This window comes from Actinoplanes utahensis, assembly GCF_016862455.1.
Taxonomy (GTDB): Bacteria; Actinomycetota; Actinomycetes; order Mycobacteriales; family Micromonosporaceae; genus Actinoplanes; species Actinoplanes utahensis.
Genome location: NZ_BOMZ01000107.1, coordinates 74,477 through 93,965, shown reverse-complemented (window position 1 = coordinate 93,965; position 19,489 = coordinate 74,477). Strand labels below are relative to the sequence as shown.

Sequence of the window (19,489 nt, the reverse complement as noted above, 5' to 3'; positions counted from 1 at the left end):
TGGCTCATGCGCGGGCCCTCCCCAGCGACTCGCCCAGCAGACCGGTCGGACGGAACATCAGCACCACGACCAGCACGACGAAGGCGATGACATCCTCCCACTGACTGCTGAACAGGGTGGCGCCGTACACCTCCACCAAGCCGAGGAACAGGCCGCCCACCAGCGCACCGCGCAGGTTGCCGATACCACCGAGCACCGCGGCGGTGAACGCCTTCAGGCCCAGCACGAAACCGATCGTGTTCTGCGTGACGCCGAACCGCATGTTCCACAACAGCGCGGCCGCGCCCGCCATCGCACCACCCAGCACGAAGATCAGCATGATCACGCGCTCCTGGTTGACGCCCATCAGCGCGGCCGTCTCCGGGTTCTGCGCCACCGCCCGCACGCCCCGGCCGTACCGGGTCTTGTTGATGAACCGGTCCAACGCGAACATCATCAGCATCGCCGACACGAAGACGATCGCCTGAACGTTGGTGACGCTCGTGTCACCGATCGTGAACAGATTCTTGTGCTCCAGAACCGTCGGCATACCGAGCAGCTGCCGCGGACGGCTGAACAACGTCGACATCGTGAAACCCGAGTCACCGAAAAGCTTCGGCAACAGCACGCCGAACACCTCGACGAGCACCAGCGAGACGCCGATCGCGGTGATCAGGAAGACGAGCGGCGGCGCGTTCTTCTTCCGCAACGGCCGATAGGCGACCCGCTCGATCGCCAGAGCCGTGCCGCCCGAGGCGACCGCCCCCACGATCAGACCGACCACGAGCGCGATGATCGCCGTACCGAGCGGGGGGTTGTTCTGCAGGCCCATCGCGGTCCACGTGCCGAACACCGCGAAGGTGCCGACCATGAAGACCTCGGAATGGGCGAAGTTGATGAGGCGCAGGACGCCGTAGACCAGGGTGTAACCGAGCGCGATCAGCGCATAGATCGCACCCTTGGACAGGCCATTGACGGTGTGTTGGCCGAATTGGCCGATGAGTTCGTCGAAATTCACCAAGTTCTCCTTGCGATGAAGACGGCCGGGGCGTGAACCCCGGCCGCACCCTCAGCGCTTATCGTCAGCTGAGCTTGAGCTCCTGCAGCGGCTCGAACGTGGTGCCCTTGACCTGGTACGACCAGATCACGACCTTCGTCGGGTCGACGTCACCGTTCTCAGCGAACTTGATGTACTTCGAGACACCCTGCTTGTCGTACGCCTTCACGAACGCCAGGATGTCGGCCCGCGACTTCTTGCCGGCCTTGAACGCGTCGATGTAGATCATCGCGCCGTCGAAGCCCTCAGCACCGTACGAACCCGGCGCGATCTTGTACTCCTTCTCGTAGTCGGCCGAGAAGGTGCCACCCGCCTTGGCGGCCGGCAGACACGGGCAGGTGATGATCGCGCCCTCGGCACCGCTCTGCGCACCCTGCGGGAACGCCGGGTCGTACAGACCGTCCGGGCCGACGAACTTCGCCTGCACACCAGCGGCCCGCATCTGGCGAACCAGCGGAGCGGCCTCACGGGTGTAGCCACCGTAGAAGACGAAGTCGGCCTGCGCCGCCTTGATCTTCGAGATGGTCGCGTCGAACTGAGCCTGCTTCTCCTGGATCTTGTCCTTGCCGGCCAGCGAGGTACCCAGGTTCTTCTCCAGCTCGGCAGTGATGCCCGCGCCGTAGGCGGAACCGTCGTCGATCATGAAGACCTTCGCCGCGTTCTGCGACTTCAGGTACGTCGACACAGCACCAGCCTGCGTGCCGTCGTTACCGACCACACGGAAGAAGGACTTGTTGCCCTTCGCGGTCAGGTCCGTCCGGGTCGCGGACGGGCTGACCATCGCCAGACCAGCGGCCTCGTACACCGGCATCGTCGCGTCCGACTCACCGGAGAAGTGACCACCGATCACACCCAGGAACGACGGGTCGCCCGCCACCTGGCTCGCGATCGGCGTCGCCTGCGCGGCGTCACCCTGCGTGTCGAACTCCTGCAGCGTGATCTGGCAGTCCGCGTTCGCCGCGTTGTGCTGCTTGATCGCCAGCTTGGCGCCGTTCAGCGACGGAATCACCAGACCGGCATTGTCACCCGTGAACGCGCCGAAGATCGCAATCTTGCCGCCACAACCCGCCGCAGCGGTGCTGCCCGTGTTCCCGCCGCCCGAGTCCTGGCAGCCAGCCGCAGCGAACATGGCGGCAGCGAGACCGACCGTCCCGAGAACCCGTGAATAGTTACGCCTCAAGGCTTCTGACCTTTCATCCTGGTGCAGGATTCGGCGTACCGAGGCCGGGCGGAGACCACAAGATCTTCATCCCCCCGCTCGCCCACGCACCACGAACCTGCGCACTGCTCGTGTTGGCGCAGCGTACTGGGCTCCGCATCGACAGTTAAGAACTTGGAGCCACACTTGCCAAACCGTTACCGAGAGCCACTCGAACGACCCACTGAGAATGATCTTCACGGACCATCCCCCAGCAGGAAACCTTCACGTCGCCGAAACGGCCGTGAAAACACGACCCGAAACCCCGTCATCCGACGACACCACCAAAAGCCCCGGACCAGCCGAAACAGACAGACCGCTGCCCGACACCCCCCGAACCGCACGCGGCGACACCAGCGGCCGCCACCCCGACCCGCCATCGTCGGAGACCCACAACCCGAACGCCGACCCGTCGCCCACCGCAGCCACCAACCGCGAACCCGACACCGCCACCGCCCGAACCCCCGACCACGCCGACGGCGACACCGAACCGAATGACCCCACCGGCCGCCACCGATCCGACTCCAACCGCCACACGCCCAGCGCCGAACCCCGCAACCCCAACGCCACCGGCACCCCACCCGCCAGCGCCACCCGCTGCAACTCCTCGTACTCCCCCGACGCGCCCTCCGCCGTCAGCCGCCGCCACACCCCGTCACCCGACGACCGCCAGCCCACCGGATCACGATCCGGACGGCCCGCCGGCATCAACCCACCGGCCACCACCCAACCACCGTCCACCGCCACCGCATCCGCGGCCCACGTCACACCCGACGCGTCCGACGCCAGACCCGGCACACCCTCCGCGACCTCGAACGCCGACCCGTCCGCCGACGACCACACCGCCGCACCCGACACCCGGTTACCCGTGATCAGGAACCCCGGCGGACCCGCCACCAACCGCGACACGTTCACCGCCGACGGACCACCGAACAACTCGAAGCGCGCCGAAACCTCCCGCAACACCCCGCCGCCGTCCAGCAACCACGAGCTCGTCCGCGGGTTACCGTGCGCACCACCCGGCTTGTCACCGACCGCCACCAGCCGGCCGTCCCGGCACGCCGCCGAGAACAACACGTTCTGCTTGCCGTAGAAACTCTCCGCCGCCACCGACACCGGCGACCACGACACCCCGTCCGCGCCCGCACGCCACACCGCCGGACTCGTCACCCTCGCCGCATCACGCACCCCGCCCACCACGAACCAGGCACCGCCACACGCCACCGCATCCCGCACCACCGGCGCGCCCGACACCCCCGCAGCAAGCGGAAGAGCCGCCTCCCGCCAGTCCAGAGACAGGGGAGACGGCTCAGCGTCAGAACTCGACGAGCACCCGACGACCGACAACAACAACGCTGTCACCACCGCGGCGCCCGCACGTCTCATTTCGGAGGTTCCCCCTCAGCCTGCTGCTCAGCCAGAATCCGGTCCGCGACCTCACGCATCGTCATCCGATGATCCATCGCCGTCCGCTGAATCCACTTGAACGCCTGCGGCTCGGTCATCGAATACTTCGTCATCAGCTCGCCCTTGGCCCGCTCCACCGACTTCCGCGTCTCCAGACGCTCCGTCAGCCCCGCCACCTCGGACTCCAACACGGCGATCTCCGAGTACCGCGACAACGCGATCTCGATCGCCGGCACCAGATCAGACTTCTGGAACGGCTTCACCAGGTACGCCATCGCACCGGCGGCACGCGCCCGCTCCACCAGATCACGCTGGCTGAACGCCGTCAGGATCACCACCGGCGCGATCCGGCCACCCGCGATCCGCTCCGCGGCCGCCAGCCCATCCATGATGGGCATCTTGATGTCGAGGATCACCAGGTCGGGCTTCAGATCCTCGGCCAGGCGCACGGCCGTCTCGCCGTCACCGGCCTCCCCGACGACGTCGTAGCCCTCCTCGACGAGCATCTCGGCGAGGTCCAGGCGGATGAGGGCCTCGTCCTCGGCGATGAGCACCCGCTTGCGCTCGGCACCAGCCTGCGTGTCGGCCACGGAAACCCCTACCCCCAGAACGTCGATGACGCGACACCCCGTATGTGGGTGTCGCCGCCCTAAGCCTAGTAGGTACTCTGTCACTTGCTCGGGTTGGCGTGACCTTGTCTCGCCGGGTCGAGCATGCCGGGGTGGTGGAATCGGTATACACAAATGACTCAAAATCATTCGCTCGAAAGGGCATGCGGGTTCGACTCCCGTCCCCGGCACCAGAAAAGTTGTCATACCCCCATCCGATGATGGGGGTATGCATCCCCCTCAGGTCCATGCGAGAGCTTTGAAGCTGAGAGCCGAAGGCGTTCCCTTCGGTGAGATCTGCCGCGATCTTGGATTGCCACGGCGCACGGTCGGTCACTGGTTCTATGGGGACCGCCCACGAAGACGGGCGGAACGTGAGGCTAATCCGTCGCGGTGCGCACGCTGCTCGGACCCACCAGCCGATCTTGAGAATCAGCGGGATTACGCCTATCTATTAGGCCTCTACCTGGGCGACGGTCACCTGGTGACCTCGACGAAGGTGCCGGTTCTCCGCGTCTATTGCACGGCCGGCTGGCCTCGGCTCGTCGATGCCTGCGAGACGGCGATGCTGCGCGTGCTGGCCAAGAAGGTGCAACGCGTCAACCGCACCGGCTGCATCGCGGTCCAGAGCTACTCGAATCACTGGCCCTGCCTTTTCCCGCAGCATGGGCCGGGGACCAAGCACACAAGAGCAATCATCTTGGTGCCATGGCAGGAGCAGATAGTCGATCACCACGCCGAGGAATTCCTTCGCGGGCTGTTTCACTCCGATGGCTACCGTGTCATCAACCGGATAAGGCGCCCGAAGAAAACGTATGAGTATCCGCGCTATCACTTCTCGAACGAGTCCCTCGACATCATGGGGCTGTGCCGGAAATCGCTCGACCAGCTCGGGATCGGATGGCGGATGTGCAAGCCCAACATGCTGTCGGTGGCCCAACGCGAGGGGGTGGCGCGACTCGACGAGTTCATCGGACCAAAATCGTGAGCCGCGTTACTCCGTACCAGCAAGCGGTCTTGATCTTGGTTTGAGGCGGCCCGGAGGGGTCCCGGGGCGCGCCCAATCTGGGCGAACGGCGGGCCGGTGAGTGCGCTGGATGCTGTCATGGCAGGGACAGCTTCAGCGGGAGGCCTCATGTTGTCGTCCGGTTCCGCACCTCTGACCGTGAAGCGCGCGAGCATCTGGGGTTTCCTGCTGTTCGCGGCGGCGGCGTGGCTGGTGATCGGCTGGGCGGTGTTGCGGCTGGAACCGAGGGATGCGGCGGCGGTCGCGGGTCCGGTGGTGCTGTTCGGTGCGGTGTGTGAGGGTCTGCGGACGCTGGCCGGGACGAAGACGTGGTGGTTGAACGCGGGGCTGGCGGTGTTGTTCGCGGCGACGGGCGGGGTGTTGCTCGCCGAGGCCGGGAGCGGTTCGTCGTTCACGGCGCCGGCGTCGCTGGTGGGGTGGTATCTGTTGGTTCGCGGCGCGGTGGATGTCGCGGTGGGTTTCATGACCCGGGGGCAGGATCGGGTGTGGGGCCTGCTGGTGACCGTGGGTGTGCTCGAGACGGGGCTGGGGTTCTTCTCGGCGAGTCCGTTCGCGCGGGCCGCGGATCTGGTGCTGGTGGTACTGGGCGCTCTCGGGATTCTGCGGGCGGTGGCGGATCTGGTGACGGCGTTGCGGTTGCGGGAGATGGCGCCGCCGCGGCGGGATGTCCTCGAGTTGCCGCCGGAGCGGGCCGCCGGGGTGGCGGGGTACGCGGCAGGGCTGGCGGACGGGGAAGGCGCACCGCGGTCGCGGGCGCGGCATCGGGCCCGGCCGGGTGGTTCGACGGTGACGGAGCCGGCCGCGGTGGGGCGGCATGCGCAGGACAGCTTTCATGATCATGTGGTGCGGACGACAGCTGATCTGGATGCGATGTTGGCGCAGGCGGGGATCACGGGGCCGCGGCCTGGGACGGCGGTGGAGGTTCCGCCGGATGTGGTGGTGCCGGACTCGCCGGCGGGAGTGGAACGGCCGTTGCCGGTGGCGGGGGCGGAACGGCCGGCCGCGGGGCGTTGAGCTCGTCTCCCCTGCCCCGCCGGTGGTGGGTCTTCGTGTCGGCCGGTCGCCAGGTCGTGATCCACTCCGGCGGGGTCTTCCGGCGCGAGAGCGGAGACTATCCCGGTACGAGAGCGGAGGTTCTTCCCCGCGAGAGCGGAGACTCTTCCCCGCGAGAGCGGAGACTCTTCCCCGCGAGAGCGGAGACTCTTCCCCGCGAGAGCGGAGGCTCTTCCGATATGAGGGCGGAGACTCTCCCGGCGCGAAAGCGGAGGCTCTCCCGGTACGAGAGCGCGGACAGGGAGCGTCGCGCGGAAGGCGCGGACCAGGCCGGAGCGCCAGGCGGAAACGCAGATCAGGCGTGAGAGCCCCACGCACCTAACGCGGACCAGGCGCGCGAGCCCCACACGGAAGGCGCGGGCCATGGCGCGCGTGCGCGCCGGGCGGGAACGCACGACCAGGCGCGCGAGCGCCACGCGGACACGGCGGATGACGCCGGGAGCGAGCGTCCCGCGGAGGTGAACCGCGGGGGTCAGCCGCCGATGCGGCGCAGGAGGCCCTCTTGGACGGCGCTGGCGATGTGCCTGCCGTCGCGGGTGAACATGCGCCCGTTGGCGAGGCCGCGTGCTCCGCTGGCGGAGGGGCTGGTGCTGTCGTAGAGGAACCATTCGTCGGCGCGGAACGGCCGGTGGAACCAGAGGGCGTGGTCGAGGCTGGCGCCGATCACGCCGCCGGGTCCCCAGACTTCGCCGTGGGTGGAGAGGACCGCGTCGAGCAGGCTCATGTCGCTGGCGTAGGTGAGGGCGCAGGCGTGGATGAGCGGGTCGTCGGGGAGCCGGCCGTCGAAGCGCATCCAGACGCGTTGCTGGGGCTGGATCTCGCGGTCGCCGGGTGGGACCCAGCCGGGTACGCCGACGTAGCGCACGTCGACGGAGCGGGGTGAGGAGTTGAACATGGCCATGCGGTCGGGGTATTTGGCGACCCAGTCGAGCATGGTGGGGACGTCTTCGGGGGCGGGGACGTCGTCGGGTGTGGTGGTGTGGTGGTCGAGGCCTTCTTCGGGGATCTGGAAGGAGGCCGACATGAAGAAGATGGTCTTGCCGTGCTGGCGTGCGGTGGCGCGGCGGACGGAGAAGCTGCGGCCGTCGCGGATGTTCTCGACGTGGAAGGTGATGGGCACGGTGGGGTCGCCGGCGCGGACGAAGTAGCCGTGGAGGCTGTGGACGTGCCGGGCGGGGTCGACGGTGCGGCCGGCGGCGACCAGCGCCTGTCCGGCGACTTGGCCGCCGAACACGCGCTGGGCTCCGGTTTGCGGGCTTTCGCCCTGGAAGGTGGCCGCGTCGACCTGCTTCAGGTCGAGGAGTTCCAGAAGCTGGTCGACGGCGGCCTGTCCCTGCAACAAGGTCAGACCTTCGCGGTCTCGACGAGCGAGCCGATCTGGTGGACGCGCAGGGTGTTGGTGGAGCCGGGCGCGTTCGGCGGGGAGCCGGCGACGACGACGACGTAGTCGCCGGGCTTGGCCAGGCCCATGCTGAGCATCTTGGCGTCGACCTGCCGGAACATGTCGTCGGTGTGCTCGACGAAGTCGGTGAGGAAGGTTTCGACGCCCCAGCTGAGGGCGAGGGTGTTGCGGACCTCAGCGACCGGGGTGAAGGCGTAGAGCGGCAGGTCGCAGTGCAGGCGGCTGAGGCGCTTGACGGTGTCGCCGGTCTGGCTGAAGGCGACGAGGGCCTTGGCGCCGATGTTGCGGGCGATCTGCGAGGCGGCGACGGTGAGGGCGCCGCCGTGGGTGCGCGGGTCGTGCTGCAGGCGCGGGACGCCCATGCCGCCGGCCTCGGTGGTGGTGACGATCTTCGCCATGGTGCTGACGGTGAGGACCGGGTACTTGCCGACGCTGGTCTCGCCGGAGAGCATGACGGCGTCGGTGCCGTCGAGGACGGCGTTGGCGACGTCGGAGGCCTCGGCGCGGGTCGGCCGCGAGTTCTCGATCATGGAGTCGAGCATCTGGGTGGCGACGATGACCGGCTTGGCGTTCTCGCGGCAGAGCTGGACGGCGCGCTTCTGGACCAGGGGGACCTGGTCGAGGGGGAGCTCGACGCCGAGGTCGCCGCGGGCGACCATGACGCCGTCGAAGGCGAGGACGATGGCTTCGAGGTGTTCGACGGCCTCGGGCTTCTCGACCTTGGCGATGACGGGGACGCGGCGGCCCTCCTCGTCCATGATCTTGTGGACGAGGTTGATGTCCTCGGGCGCGCGGACGAAGGAGAGCGCGACCAGGTCGACGCCGAGGCCGAGGGCGAAACGGAGGTCCTCTTCGTCCTTGTCGCTGAGGGCGGGGACGCTGACGGCGACGTTCGGGAGGCTGACGCCCTTGTTGTTGCTGACCGGGCCGCCTTCGGTGACCAGGCAGTGGATGTCTTCGCCTTCGACGGCGGTCACCTCGATGGCGACCTTGCCGTCGTCGATGAGGAGCCGGTCGCCGACCTTGACCTCGTGCGGGAGCTTCTTGTAGGTGCAGCTGACGCGCTCTTTGGTGCCGAGGATCTCGTCGCTGGTGATGACGACACGGTCGCCGGTCTCCCAGCGGTGCGGGCCGTCGGCGAACTTGCCGAGCCGGATCTTGGGACCCTGGAGGTCGGCGAGGATGGCGACCGGGCGGTCGGCCTGCTCGGCGGCGGCGCGGACCAGCTCGTACATCTCCCGGTGGTTCTCCCGGGTGTCGTGGCTGAAGTTCATCCGGGCCACGTTCATGCCCGCTTCGACAAGTCCGAGCATCCGCTCGGGTGACTTGGTTGCGGGGCCCATCGTGCAGACGATCTTTGCGCGGCGTGTCACGGCCATCAGGCTAGTCCTTCTCCTGGGGCGGCCCGGCGGCCGACCCCCGTCCTCGGCATGAACTGCGGGTGTCGACGGCGAGGTCAACCCGCGAGGTGTGGCGGGGTGCGCTGCGTCGTCCGCGGGCTTCAGCGACCGCCGGTTCAGCCTAGCGGTCGCCTTGCGGCGTCCGTCGGCACATGCCCCAACCCCTTCGGCGGTACGGGCCACGAGCGCTCCTGCCAGCGGAAACGCGCGATGGCGGTGCCGTTCGCCGGGGTCGGGAGCCGCGCCGGCGGGACGGAGGCGGTGGCCGTGCCGGTCTCGTCTGCCTCGCGGGCCGGCCCGCGAACCCGTTTTCCTCCGGCGCCGGCCCGGTTCTCCGGTAATTCTTCTCGCCGCGCCGATCATCGATAGACGCCATTGCGGCGGATCCTCCCCCGTGCCATTAACGCCCGTTTTGGCGGGCCGTTTCCGGCGCGGTCCGGGAAACGCCGCGGCCCGCCTCCCCGGGTGGGGTGACGGGCCGCGGGCGTGGCGTGGATCAGACGGACAGGGGCTGCGAGTCCGACCGGACCGGGGCGGGCAGATCGCCGGCCGCGCCCAGGTAGTTGTGGATGGCCGCGGCGGCGGCCCGGCCCTCGGCGATCGCCCAGACGATCAGTGAGGCGCCCTTGTGCATGTCGCCGGCGACGAAGACGCCCTCGGCCGCGGTCTGCCAGCCGGCGTCGGCGTCGAGGACGTTGCGCCGGTTGCGGGTGAGCCCGAACTGGGCCAGCAGCGGCTGGTCCTCGGTGCCTTCGAAGCCGATGGCGAGCAGGACCAGGTCGGCGGGCAGTTCGCGTTCGGTTCCGGGGGCGACGACGACGGTGCGGACACCGTCGACGCGCTGGACGGACACGTCGGCGATACGGACCGCGACCAGGTTGCCCTGGTCGTCGCCGACGAACTCCTGGACGGCGACGCCGAAGACGCGCTCGCCGCCTTCCTCGTGGGCGGCGTAGTTGCGCAGGATCAGCGGCCAGGTCGGCCACGGGTCCTTGACGCCGCCGCGCACGTCGGGGGGAAGCGGGTACTGGTCGAGCTGGGTGATCGACGCGGCGCCCTGGCGGTGGGCGACGCCGAGGCAGTCGGCGCCGGTGTCGCCGCCGCCGATGATGACGACGTGCTTGCCGCGGGCGTCGATCGGGGTGGTGTCCGCGAGGCCGGCGACGATCCGGTTGGCCGGGACGAGGTGCTCCATGGCCAGGTGCACGCCCTTGAGGCCCCGGCCGGGGGTCTCGTGGGTGTCGCGGCCGGCCAGCGCGCCGGCGGCGAGCAGCACCGCGTCGTAGCGGTCGCGCAGGTCGTCGGCGGTAATGTCGGTGCCGACGTCGACGCCGGTCTGGAACTCGACGCCCTCGGCGCGCATCTGAGCGAGCCGCGCGTCGATGACGTGCTTCTCGATCTTGAAGTCGGGGATGCCGTAGCGCAGCAGGCCGCCGATGCGGTCGTCACGTTCGTAGACGGTGACGGCGTGCCCGGCCCGGGCCAGCTGCTGGGCGGCGGCGAGTCCGGCCGGGCCGGAGCCGACGACCGCGACCGACTTGCCGGACGCCACCGGCGCCGGCTGCGGGACGAGCCCGGCGCCGAACGCGTAGTTGGCGATCTCCACCTCGACCTGCTTGATCGTCACCGGGTCGTCGCCGATGCCGAGCACGCAGGCCGCCTCACACGGCGCCGGGCAGAGCCGGCCGGTGAACTCGGGGAAGTTGTTGGTGGCGTGCAGCGAGTCCGCCGCGGCCGCCCAACCGCCGGTACGGACCAGGTCGTTCCAGTCCGGGATGCGGTTGCCCAGCGGGCAGCCGTCGTGGCAGAACGGGATGCCGCAGTCCATGCAGCGGGTGGCCTGGTCGCGGATGAGCTCCTCGCCCGCGGGCGGGTAGACCTCCTTGAAGTCCAGGATCCGCACCGGCACCGGGCGCCGCTTCGGCAGCTGCCGCTCGTAGCGGAGGAAACCGTTAGGGTCAGGCACTGGTAACCCCCATGACCGCCTCGTCAACGTTACGACCGGCGGCTTCGGCGGTCTTGATCAGTTCCATCACGCGCTTGTAGTCGCGCGGCACCACCGCGGTGAACTGCTCGACGGCGGCCGGCCAGTCCTTGAGCAGGCGCCCGGCGACGGCCGAGTCGGTCTCGGCGTGGTGCTTCTCGACCAGGCCGCGCAGCACATCGCGCTCCTCATCGGACAGCGGCGCGAGGTCGACCAGCTCGGGGTTGACCAGGTTCTGGTCGAGGTCGAGCACGAACGCCTTGCCGCCGCTCATGCCGGCGGCGAAGTTGCGGCCGGTGGGCCCGAGCACGACCACGACACCGCCGGTCATGTACTCGCAGCCGTGGTCGCCGACGCCCTCGACGACGGTGGTGGCGCCGGAGTTGCGGACCGCGAACCGCTGGCCGACCCGGCCGCGCAGGAACACCTCGCCGCTGGTGGCGCCGTACAGGATGGTGTTGCCGGCGATGGTGTTGTCCTCCGCCGTGAACGGCGCGTCCTCGGCGGGGCGCACGATCACGCGGCCACCGGAGAGGCCCTTGGCGACGTAGTCGTTGGTGTCGCCGATGAGCCGCAGGGTGACGCCGCGCGGCAGGAAGGCGCCGAACGAGTTGCCGCCGGTGCCGCGCAGGGTGAAGGAGATGGTGTCGTCGGGCAGGCCGTTGCCGCCGTACCGGCGGCTGACCTCGCCGCCGAGCATGGCGCCGACGCTGCGCTGGTCGTTGCGGGTCGCGAGCTCGGCGCGGACCGGCTGGCCGCCGGTCAGCGCCGGCTGGGCGAGCTCGATCAGCTGGTTGTCCAGGGCCTTGTCGAGGCCGTGGTCCTGAGCGACGACGCCGCGGCGGGCGGCGCCCTCGGGCAGCTCGGGCACGTAGAGGACGGGGGCCAGGTCGAGGCCCTTGCCCTTCCAGTGGTCGATGGCCTCGACCACGTCGAGCACCTCGGCGCGGCCGATGGCCTCGTCGATGCTGCGGAAGCCGAGCTCGGCCAGCAGTTCGCGGACCTCTTCGGCGAGGAACATGAAGAAGTTCTCGACGAACTCGGGCTTGCCGGTGAACCGCTCGCGCAGCACCGGGTTCTGGGTGGCGATGCCGACCGGGCAGGTGTCCAGGTGGCAGACCCGCATCATGATGCAGCCGGAGACGATCAGCGGCGCGGTGGCGAAGCCGAACTCCTCGGCGCCGAGGAGTGCGGCGACGACCACGTCGCGGCCGGTCTTGAGCTGGCCGTCGACCTGCACGGTGACCCGGTCGCGGAGCTTGTTGAGCAGCAGCGTCTGCTGGGCCTCGGCCAGGCCGAGCTCCCACGGGGTGCCGGCGTGCTTGAGGGAGTTCAGCGGGGACGCGCCGGTGCCGCCGTCGTGGCCGGAGATCAGGATGACGTCGGCCTTGAGCTTGGCGACACCGGCGGCGACGGTGCCGACGCCGATCTCGCTGACCAGCTTGACGTGCACCCGCGACATCGGGTTGACCATCTTGAGGTCGTGGACCAGCTGGGCCAGGTCCTCGATGGAGTAGATGTCGTGGTGCGGCGGCGGGGAGATGAGGCCGACGCCGGGGGTGGCGTGCCGGGTCTTGCCGATCCACGGCCACACCTTGTTGCCGGGCAGCTGGCCGCCCTCGCCGGGCTTGGCGCCCTGTGCCATCTTGATCTGCAGGTCGTCGGCGTTGACCAGGTACTCGCTGGTCACACCGAAGCGGCCGGAGGCGATCTGCTTGATCGCGGAGCGGCGCTCCGGGTCGTAGAGGCGCTCGACGTCCTCGCCGCCCTCGCCGGTGTTCGACTTGGCGCCGAGCCGGTTCATGGCGATCGCGAGGGTCTCGTGCGACTCGGCGGAGATGGAACCGTAGCTCATCGCGCCGGTGGAGAACCGCTTGACGATCTCGCTTGCCGGCTCGACCTCGTCGATCGGGACCGGCGGGCGGTCCGGGTTGAACCGGAACAGGCCGCGCAGGTGCCCGGCCTGGGCGGCCAGCTCGTCGACCTTGGTGGTGTAGCGCTTGAAGACGTCGTACTGCTTGCTGCGGGTGGCGTGCTGCAGCAGGAAGACGGTCTCCGGGTTGAACAGGTGCAGTTCGCCCTCGCGGCGCCACTGGTACTCGCCGCCGACCTCGAGGCGGCGGTGCGCCCGCTCGGCCCGGTTCGCCGGGTACGCCTTCTCGTGCCGCGCCTTGATCTCGGCGTGGATCTCCGCCAGGCCGACGCCGCCGATCCGGCCGCTGGTGCCGGCGAAGTAGCGCTGCAGCAGCTTGTTGTCCAGGCCGACGGCCTCGAACACCTGGGCGCCGCAGTACGACGAGACGGTCGAGATGCCCATCTTCGACATGATCTTCAGGACGCCCTTGGAGAGCGCCTTGATGTAGTTGCGCACGGCCGTGCGGGGCTCGACGCCGACCAGGGCGCCGGTGGCGATCAGGTCCTCGGCGGTCTCGAAGGCCAGGTACGGGTTGACCGCCGCCGCGCCGAAGCCGATCAGGGTGGCCGCGTGGTGCACCTCGCGGCAGTCGCCGGACTCCACGACCAGCGCCACCTGGGTGCGGGTCTGCTCGCGGACCAGGTGCTGGTGCACGGCCGCGGTGAGCAGCAGCGACGGGATCGGCGCCAGGTCGGCGTTGGAGTCGCGGTCGGAGAGCACGAGGATGCGCACGCCGTCCTCGATCGCCTCGGACACGTGCCGGCAGATCTGGGTGAGCCGGGCCTTGATGCCTGCCGCGCCGTCGCGCAGCGGGTACAGCCCGGAGACCCGGACGGCCTTGAAGCCGGGCAGGTCGCCGTCCTCGTCGATCGACAGGATCTTGGCGAGCTCGTCGTTGTCGATCACCGGGTACGGCAGGACGATCTGCCGGCAGGACGCCGGGCCCGGCTTGAGCAGGTTGCCCTCGGGGCCGATCGTCATCGACAGGCTGGTGACCATCTCTTCCCGGATGGCGTCCAGCGGCGGGTTGGTGACCTGCGCGAACAGCTGGTGGAAGTAGTCGAACAGCAGACGCGGCCGGGTCGACAGCGGTGAGATCGGGGTGTCGGTGCCCATCGAGCCGAGCGGCTCGGCGCCGGTGCGCGCCATCGGCGCCACCATGATCTTCAGCTCTTCCTCGGAGTAGCCGAAGACCTGCTGGCGGCGGATGACCGAGTCGTGGGTGTAGATGACGTGCTCGCGGGCGGGCAGGTCGCCCAGCTCGATGAGCCCGGCGTGCAGCCACTCCGCGTACGGCTCGGCGGCGGTCAGCTCGGCCTTGATCTCGGCGTCGTGCACGATGCGCCCGGCGGTGGTGTCGACCAGGAACATGTTGCCCGGCTGCAGGCGGCCCTTGGCGATCACATCGGCCGGGTCGACCTCGATGATGCCGGCCTCGGAGCCGAGCGCGACCAGGCCGTCGCGGGTGTGCCACCAGCGGCCGGGGCGCAGGCCGTTGCGGTCCAGCACGGCGCCGATGATCGCGCCGTCGGTGAACGCGACGGCGGCCGGGCCGTCCCACGGCTCCATCAGGCTGGCGTGGAACCGGTAGAAGGCCTTGCGGGCCGGGTCCATCTCCGAGTCGTTCTCCCACGCCTCGGGGATCATCATCAGCACCGCGTGCGGCAGGCTGCGGCCGGCCAGGTGCAGCAGCTCGAGGACCTCGTCGAAGCTGGCGGAGTCGGACGCCTCCGGCGAGTTGATCGGGAAGAGGCGCTTGATGTTGCCGGGCAGGTTCGGCGACGACAGCAGCGCCTCGCGGGCGGCCATCCAGTTCTTGTTGCCGCGGATCGTGTTGATCTCGCCGTTGTGAGCGATCAGCCGGTACGGGTGCGCCAGCGGCCACGACGGGAACGTGTTCGTCGAGAACCGGGAGTGCACCAGCGCGATCGCGCTCTGCACCCGGGCGTCGACCAGGTCCGGGAAGAAGTCCGGCAGCTGCTCGGGGGTGAGCATGCCCTTGTAGGTGATGGTGCGCGAGGACAGCGACGGAAGGTACGCCGCGACGCCGCGCTGCGAGGTCTCCCGCTCGGCCTGCTTGCGGATGCAGAACGCGACCCGGTCCAGCTCGATGCCGCTCAGCGGCTCACCGGCGGGGCCGGCGGGCGAGTCGACGAGCCGGTCCGCGGCCAGGAACACCTGGCGGATCGCGGGGCGGGCGTCCTCGGCGGTGGCGCCCAGGTCGGACGGGTCGACCGGCACGTCGCGCCAGCCGAGCACCTCGCCGCCCTCGACGAGCACGTACTTCTCGAAGACCTTGATGGCACGGGCCGCATCGTCGGGGTCCGTTGGCAGGAACACGAGGCCGGTCGCGTACGACCCGGCGGGCGGCAGCTCGAAGCCGGCGATCGCGCGGTAGTAGGCGTCCGGAACCTGGATCATGATGCCGGCGCCGTCACCGGTGTTCTGCTCGGCGCCACGCGCGCCCCGGTGATCGAGGCGAATAAGCGCGGAAAGACCCTTGGCCACCACATCGTGGGAGCGACGGCCGTGAATGTCGGCAACAAATGCGACACCACAGGCGTCTCGCTCCGACTGAGGGTCATAAAGCCCCTGGGGGTGCGGATATGCCACCGGGCCTCCTGTCGTCACTGGTGTTTCATTCTGAGGTCGGGACGACGTCGGCCCTGCAAAGTCTCTTGAGTCTACGTTAAGAGGCTCTGATCTCCGCCAGATGCGGATTGATCACACCTCGGACCGGTGCGCACCGATCCGCGGACGAACTGAATAGCACAGCCGGTACGCCGACCGGTAGTCTCGCGCGATGGCGCCAGCGGATTCCGGCCTCTTTGACCGACTCGAACGGTTCTACGACGCTATGCCCCGACCCTGGGCGCGGATCGAGGAGATCGGCTCGCTCGTTCTCTTCATCCGCGAGGGAGAGGGCTGGCCCTACTATGCCCGTCCCAGGCCGGGTTCGCCCACCCCTTCGGCAGCCGAGATCACCGAAGTCCGGGCCCGGCAGCGTGACCTGGGCCTTCCCGAAACGTTCGAGTGGGTACACGAGACCAGTCCGGACCTGTTGGCGGTGGCCCGATCGGCGGGTCTCGACGTGTTGCTGGCCCCGTTGCTGGTGCTCGACCCGGCCGCGCTCGTGCCGGATCTGCCGCTGCGTGACGCCACCCTGCGCTACCTGGATCCGGCCGGCCCCACGTTCGCCGCGGACCTGCACGCCTCGCGCACCGTCAGCCGGCTCGGGTTCGCCGCGCCCGCCTACCAGGCGCCGCTGGAGATGGCCGAGAAGGCGCTGTTCATCCAGGGTGCCGGGCCCACGGAGCGGGACGCCGCCGAGCCACTCGACGCGGAGGCGGTGCGGCAGGCGCGGGAACTGTTCGCCAGCGGCGCGTTCCTGACGGCGGTGGCCGAGTCGCCGGCCGAGGGGATCGTGGCGACCGCGACCAGCCAGCGGGACGGGGACGTGGCCGAGGTGGTCGGGGTGGCCACGCTGCCGTCGGCACGGCGGCGCGGGTACGCCTCGCAGCTCACCGCCACCCTCAGCGGGCGCCTGGTGGCCGACGACGTCGACCTGGTGTTCCTGTCCGCGGGGGACGACGACGTGGCACGGCTGTACACCCGGGTCGGCTTCCGCCGGGTGGGCACGGCCTGCATCGCCGAACCGGCGGCCGCGCTGCTGTAGCGGGCGGCACGGCGGACCCGGCGGCCGGGCGCGGCGTCCGTGATTGGTCACAAATCCCAGATACTGGTACGTGGTAAGTACCGTCACGACAGTGGCTCCTTACCGGCCGGGTGCCCGGACGCCGCCGAGCACCCGGTCCGGCCCCGGCGGACGAGTGTGTCGTACGGGTGAACAGCGCTGTGAGATGTTCCACGCCCGAACCCCGGCTGCTCGTCAGGTCGTCCCAGCGCCGCTGAGACGACCCTGACAGCCGGCCGGAACCAACCGCCACAGCCCGGTGGCCGCGTTGCGGCCCGGTGACCCGCCGACCGCGCGCGGGAGTCACGGAACGGCGGAAATGGGTGGCGACGATTCACGGCGTACAAGAAAGGCGGGAAAGAGAGGAAACGCATCGCCGCACCCGGCGGAACACCTCGGAAAGCGCGCGCCTATTCCGGTGGGTTCCAATCGGCGCCCGGATGAGCCAGCATTCGCGGGCGCATGTGATTGAGCGCGGCGTCGCGGGCCCGCAGCGCGAGCCGGCCGCGGGCCTGGACCACCGCGGACATCCGGCGGTTCTGCCGCACCACCGTGGTGGTGCGCGGACGGCGCAGACGGCTGTAGGCCTCGACGGCCGCCCGCAGATCGGCGCCCGGCTGCGCGGCGGCGGCCAGCGCCGACAGCGTCGCCGCGTCCTCGAACGCCAGGCAGGCGCCCTGCCCCAGGTGGTGCGGCATGGCGTGGGCGGCGTCGCCGATCAGCACGATCCCGCCGGAGCCGCACGGAAAACCGTAGGAACGCGGCAGCGGCCGCAGCTCGCGGACACCCTGCGGAACCAGATCCTCCGGGCGGGTCGCGTCCAGGAGCACACCGACCGGCTCGTGCCAGCCGGCGAACCAGCGCCGCAGCAGTGCCAGCTGGGTGGCGGGCGACTCCGGCCGGGCCGCGCCGGCGGCGGTGGCCACCCAGTAGACACCACCCCGGCCGGCGGCCCGCTCCCCCAGCGGGATCGCCACGAACCGGTAACCGGCGCCCAGCGTCTCCCCGCCCACACACCGGCTCTCGTCGGTGCGCGGCAGCCGGAACGCCGGGATCACGGCCTGCCAGGCGGCGAAACCGGAACCGACGGCCACCGACTCGGGCGCCACCGCGGCACGGACCCGGCTGTCGATGCCGTCCGCGCCGACCAGCAGATCCGTCTCGATCATCGTGCGGCCGTCACCGACCGCCGGGCGCTGCCCCGGACCGGTACGGACCGTGGTCGCCTCGAAACCGGTGCGGATCTCGGCGTCACCGAGACCCGCGACCAGAGCGTCGTACACATCCTCCAGGTGGGCGGCGGCCGGCGCCGGCGCCGCTCCGGGCCGGGCGCGCGGCGCGACCAGCCACTGCCCGTCCGGGCGGCGGACCCCGCCGTCCGGCAGCGGCGACGCGATCGCCGGCCAGCCGCCGTCCGGGTGGAGCGCGTGCAGCGCCCGCAGCCCGTTGGGCCACAGCACCACCGCGGTCGGCGGGGCGGCGATCCGCTCCGCCCGTTCCAGGACCGTCACCCGCCAGCCGGACCGCGACAGCGCGCCCGCCGCGGCCAGGCCGGCCATCCCGGCGCCCACCACCACGGCTGTCCGCATCACCCGGGCCCCGGCGTCAGTTCTCGTCGGTCTTGCCGGGCTCGGCGGCCGCATCGGGCTCGGCGGGCTTGCCCACCGTCGCGGACACCGGCTCGGTGGCGGTCTCCGCGGGCAGCACCCCGGTGCGCTGATACTCCAGGAAGCGTTCCTCGCTGACCACCTGGTAGGCGACCGGCTGCCGGTTCGCGCCGCCGGTGGCCGGCTCGGCGGACACGTCGACCTGCGAGACGTCGCTCTCCGCCTGCTCCCGGCCGGCCTCGGCGGTGTCCGGGGCGTCGGCCGGCACCACGTAGTCGCGGGGGCCGCGGACGACCGCGAAGTAGATCGCCGCGCCGAGGAAGACCAGGATCGACACGTAGACGTTGATCCGGACGCCGAAGAACTCGGTCGCGGTGTCCTCACGGAGCATCTCGATCCACAGCCGGCCGGCGGTGTAACCCATCACGTACAGCGCGAACGCGCGGCCGCGGCCGAACTTGAACTTGCGGTCCAGCAGCCACACCATCGCGGCGACACCGAGGTTCCACAGCAGCTCGTAGAGGAACGCCGGGTGATAGAGACCGGGCAGCGTCACCGGCTCGCCGTCGATCATCTTGGCGTGACCCTGGTTCGACGAGTCCATGTCGTGCACTTCCAGGCCCCACGGCAGGGTGGTGGCGCTGCCGTACAGCTCGTTGTTGAACCAGTTGCCGAGCCGGCCGATCGCCTGCGCCACCGGCAGCGCGGGGGCCAGGGCGTCGGCGAAGATGCTCAGCGGAAGACCGATCTGCCGGGCCGCGATCCACGCGCCGAGCGCGCCGCCGGCCACCGCGCCCCAGATGCCGAGGCCGCCCTCCCAGATGTAGAAGGCCCGGATCGGGTCGCCGCCGGAGCCGAAGTACTCCTGCGGGGAGGTGATCAGGTGATAGATCCGGGCGCCGATGATGCCGAACGGCACCGCCCAGACCACCAGGTCCAGCGAGACCCACGGGGCCACGCCGCGGTGGCGCAGGCGCTGCTCCGTCAACAGCGTCGCGGCGACCATGCCGGCGATGATGCACAGCGCGTACGCGCGGATCGGGAACCCGAGCACATGCCACACCGACTCGGTGGGACTGGGGATGGCGGCGATGTTCACGGGTGCACACGGTACCGGCGGGAAGCGAATCTGTGACGCCCAGGGCACCGGCTATTTCG

13 protein-coding genes and 1 tRNA gene are annotated in these 19,489 nt (G+C 70.0%); 4 read left to right on the top strand and 10 right to left on the bottom strand.

Annotated features, from left to right (window positions below):
• Positions 1-4: 4 nt before the first annotated feature.
• The 4 genes from Aut01nite_RS38005 to Aut01nite_RS37990 all read right to left on the bottom strand — a co-directional run bounded on the left by Aut01nite_RS38005 (position 5) and on the right by Aut01nite_RS37990 (position 4,231).
• Positions 5-997 carry a branched-chain amino acid ABC transporter permease gene (locus Aut01nite_RS38005; RefSeq protein ID WP_043523768.1) on the bottom strand — a complete coding sequence of 331 codons (993 nt, stop codon included), beginning with the start codon at positions 995-997 and terminating at the stop codon, positions 5-7.
• Positions 998-1,061: 64 nt separating this feature from the next.
• The gene (locus Aut01nite_RS38000; RefSeq protein WP_043523769.1) at positions 1,062-2,216 is read right to left on the bottom strand and encodes a branched-chain amino acid ABC transporter substrate-binding protein; all 1,155 of its coding nucleotides are present in this window, start codon (positions 2,214-2,216) and stop codon (positions 1,062-1,064) included.
• A gap of 243 nt (positions 2,217-2,459) precedes the next feature.
• Complete coding sequence (locus tag Aut01nite_RS37995; RefSeq protein WP_152628580.1) at positions 2,460-3,218, bottom strand: hypothetical protein; 759 nt, start codon at positions 3,216-3,218, stop codon at positions 2,460-2,462.
• Between the two features lie 398 nt (positions 3,219-3,616).
• A complete protein-coding gene (locus tag Aut01nite_RS37990; protein WP_043523771.1) occupies positions 3,617-4,231 on the bottom strand; it encodes an ANTAR domain-containing response regulator in 615 nt (204 codons plus the stop codon).
• A gap of 125 nt (positions 4,232-4,356) precedes the next feature.
• Between Aut01nite_RS37990 and Aut01nite_RS37985 the strand changes: the two genes are divergently transcribed.
• The 3 genes from Aut01nite_RS37985 (at position 4,357) to Aut01nite_RS37975 (ending at position 6,290) form a co-directional block, all read left to right on the top strand.
• Positions 4,357-4,443, top strand: a tRNA-Leu gene (locus Aut01nite_RS37985).
• A gap of 290 nt (positions 4,444-4,733) precedes the next feature.
• Complete coding sequence (locus Aut01nite_RS37980; protein ID WP_236642614.1) at positions 4,734-5,237, top strand: hypothetical protein; 504 nt, start codon at positions 4,734-4,736, stop codon at positions 5,235-5,237.
• A 177-nt stretch (positions 5,238-5,414) separates the two neighbouring features.
• Positions 5,415-6,290 carry a hypothetical protein gene (locus tag Aut01nite_RS37975; protein WP_236642607.1) on the top strand — a complete coding sequence of 292 codons (876 nt, stop codon included), beginning with the start codon at positions 5,415-5,417 and terminating at the stop codon, positions 6,288-6,290.
• Between the two features lie 511 nt (positions 6,291-6,801).
• Here Aut01nite_RS37975 and Aut01nite_RS37970 read toward each other — a convergent pair.
• The 4 genes from Aut01nite_RS37970 to gltB all read right to left on the bottom strand — a co-directional run bounded on the left by Aut01nite_RS37970 (position 6,802) and on the right by gltB (position 15,661).
• Positions 6,802-7,671, bottom strand: a complete 870-nt coding sequence (locus tag Aut01nite_RS37970) for an acyl-CoA thioesterase (RefSeq protein ID WP_152628581.1) — start codon at positions 7,669-7,671, stop codon at positions 6,802-6,804.
• A gap of 2 nt (positions 7,672-7,673) precedes the next feature.
• Entirely contained in the window at positions 7,674-9,110 is a 1,437-nt protein-coding gene (gene pyk / locus Aut01nite_RS37965) for a pyruvate kinase (RefSeq protein ID WP_043523774.1), read from the bottom strand.
• Between the two features lie 517 nt (positions 9,111-9,627).
• A complete protein-coding gene (locus Aut01nite_RS37960; protein WP_043523775.1) occupies positions 9,628-11,097 on the bottom strand; it encodes a glutamate synthase subunit beta in 1,470 nt (489 codons plus the stop codon).
• Positions 11,090-15,661: a glutamate synthase large subunit gene (gene gltB / locus Aut01nite_RS37955; RefSeq protein WP_052163442.1), complete on the bottom strand. Its 4,572-nt coding sequence runs from the start codon at positions 15,659-15,661 to the stop codon at positions 11,090-11,092. The genes Aut01nite_RS37960 and gltB overlap by 8 nt, the downstream gene beginning before the upstream one ends.
• Before the next feature lie 226 nt (positions 15,662-15,887).
• Between gltB and Aut01nite_RS37950 the strand changes: the two genes are divergently transcribed.
• Positions 15,888-16,706 (top strand): GNAT family N-acetyltransferase, encoded by an 819-nt coding sequence (locus tag Aut01nite_RS37950; RefSeq protein WP_236642608.1) that lies wholly within the window; start codon positions 15,888-15,890, stop codon positions 16,704-16,706.
• A gap of 428 nt (positions 16,707-17,134) precedes the next feature.
• Here the strand turns inward: Aut01nite_RS37950 and Aut01nite_RS37945 are convergent, their stop codons facing one another.
• Entirely contained in the window at positions 17,135-18,313 is a 1,179-nt protein-coding gene (locus tag Aut01nite_RS37945) for an FAD-dependent oxidoreductase (protein WP_043523778.1), read from the bottom strand.
• A gap of 16 nt (positions 18,314-18,329) precedes the next feature.
• On the bottom strand, positions 18,330-19,430 hold the full coding sequence (gene lgt, locus Aut01nite_RS37940) for a prolipoprotein diacylglyceryl transferase (RefSeq protein ID WP_083998662.1): 1,101 nt from the start codon (positions 19,428-19,430) through the stop codon (positions 18,330-18,332).
• Between the last annotated feature and the right edge of the window lie 59 nt (positions 19,431-19,489).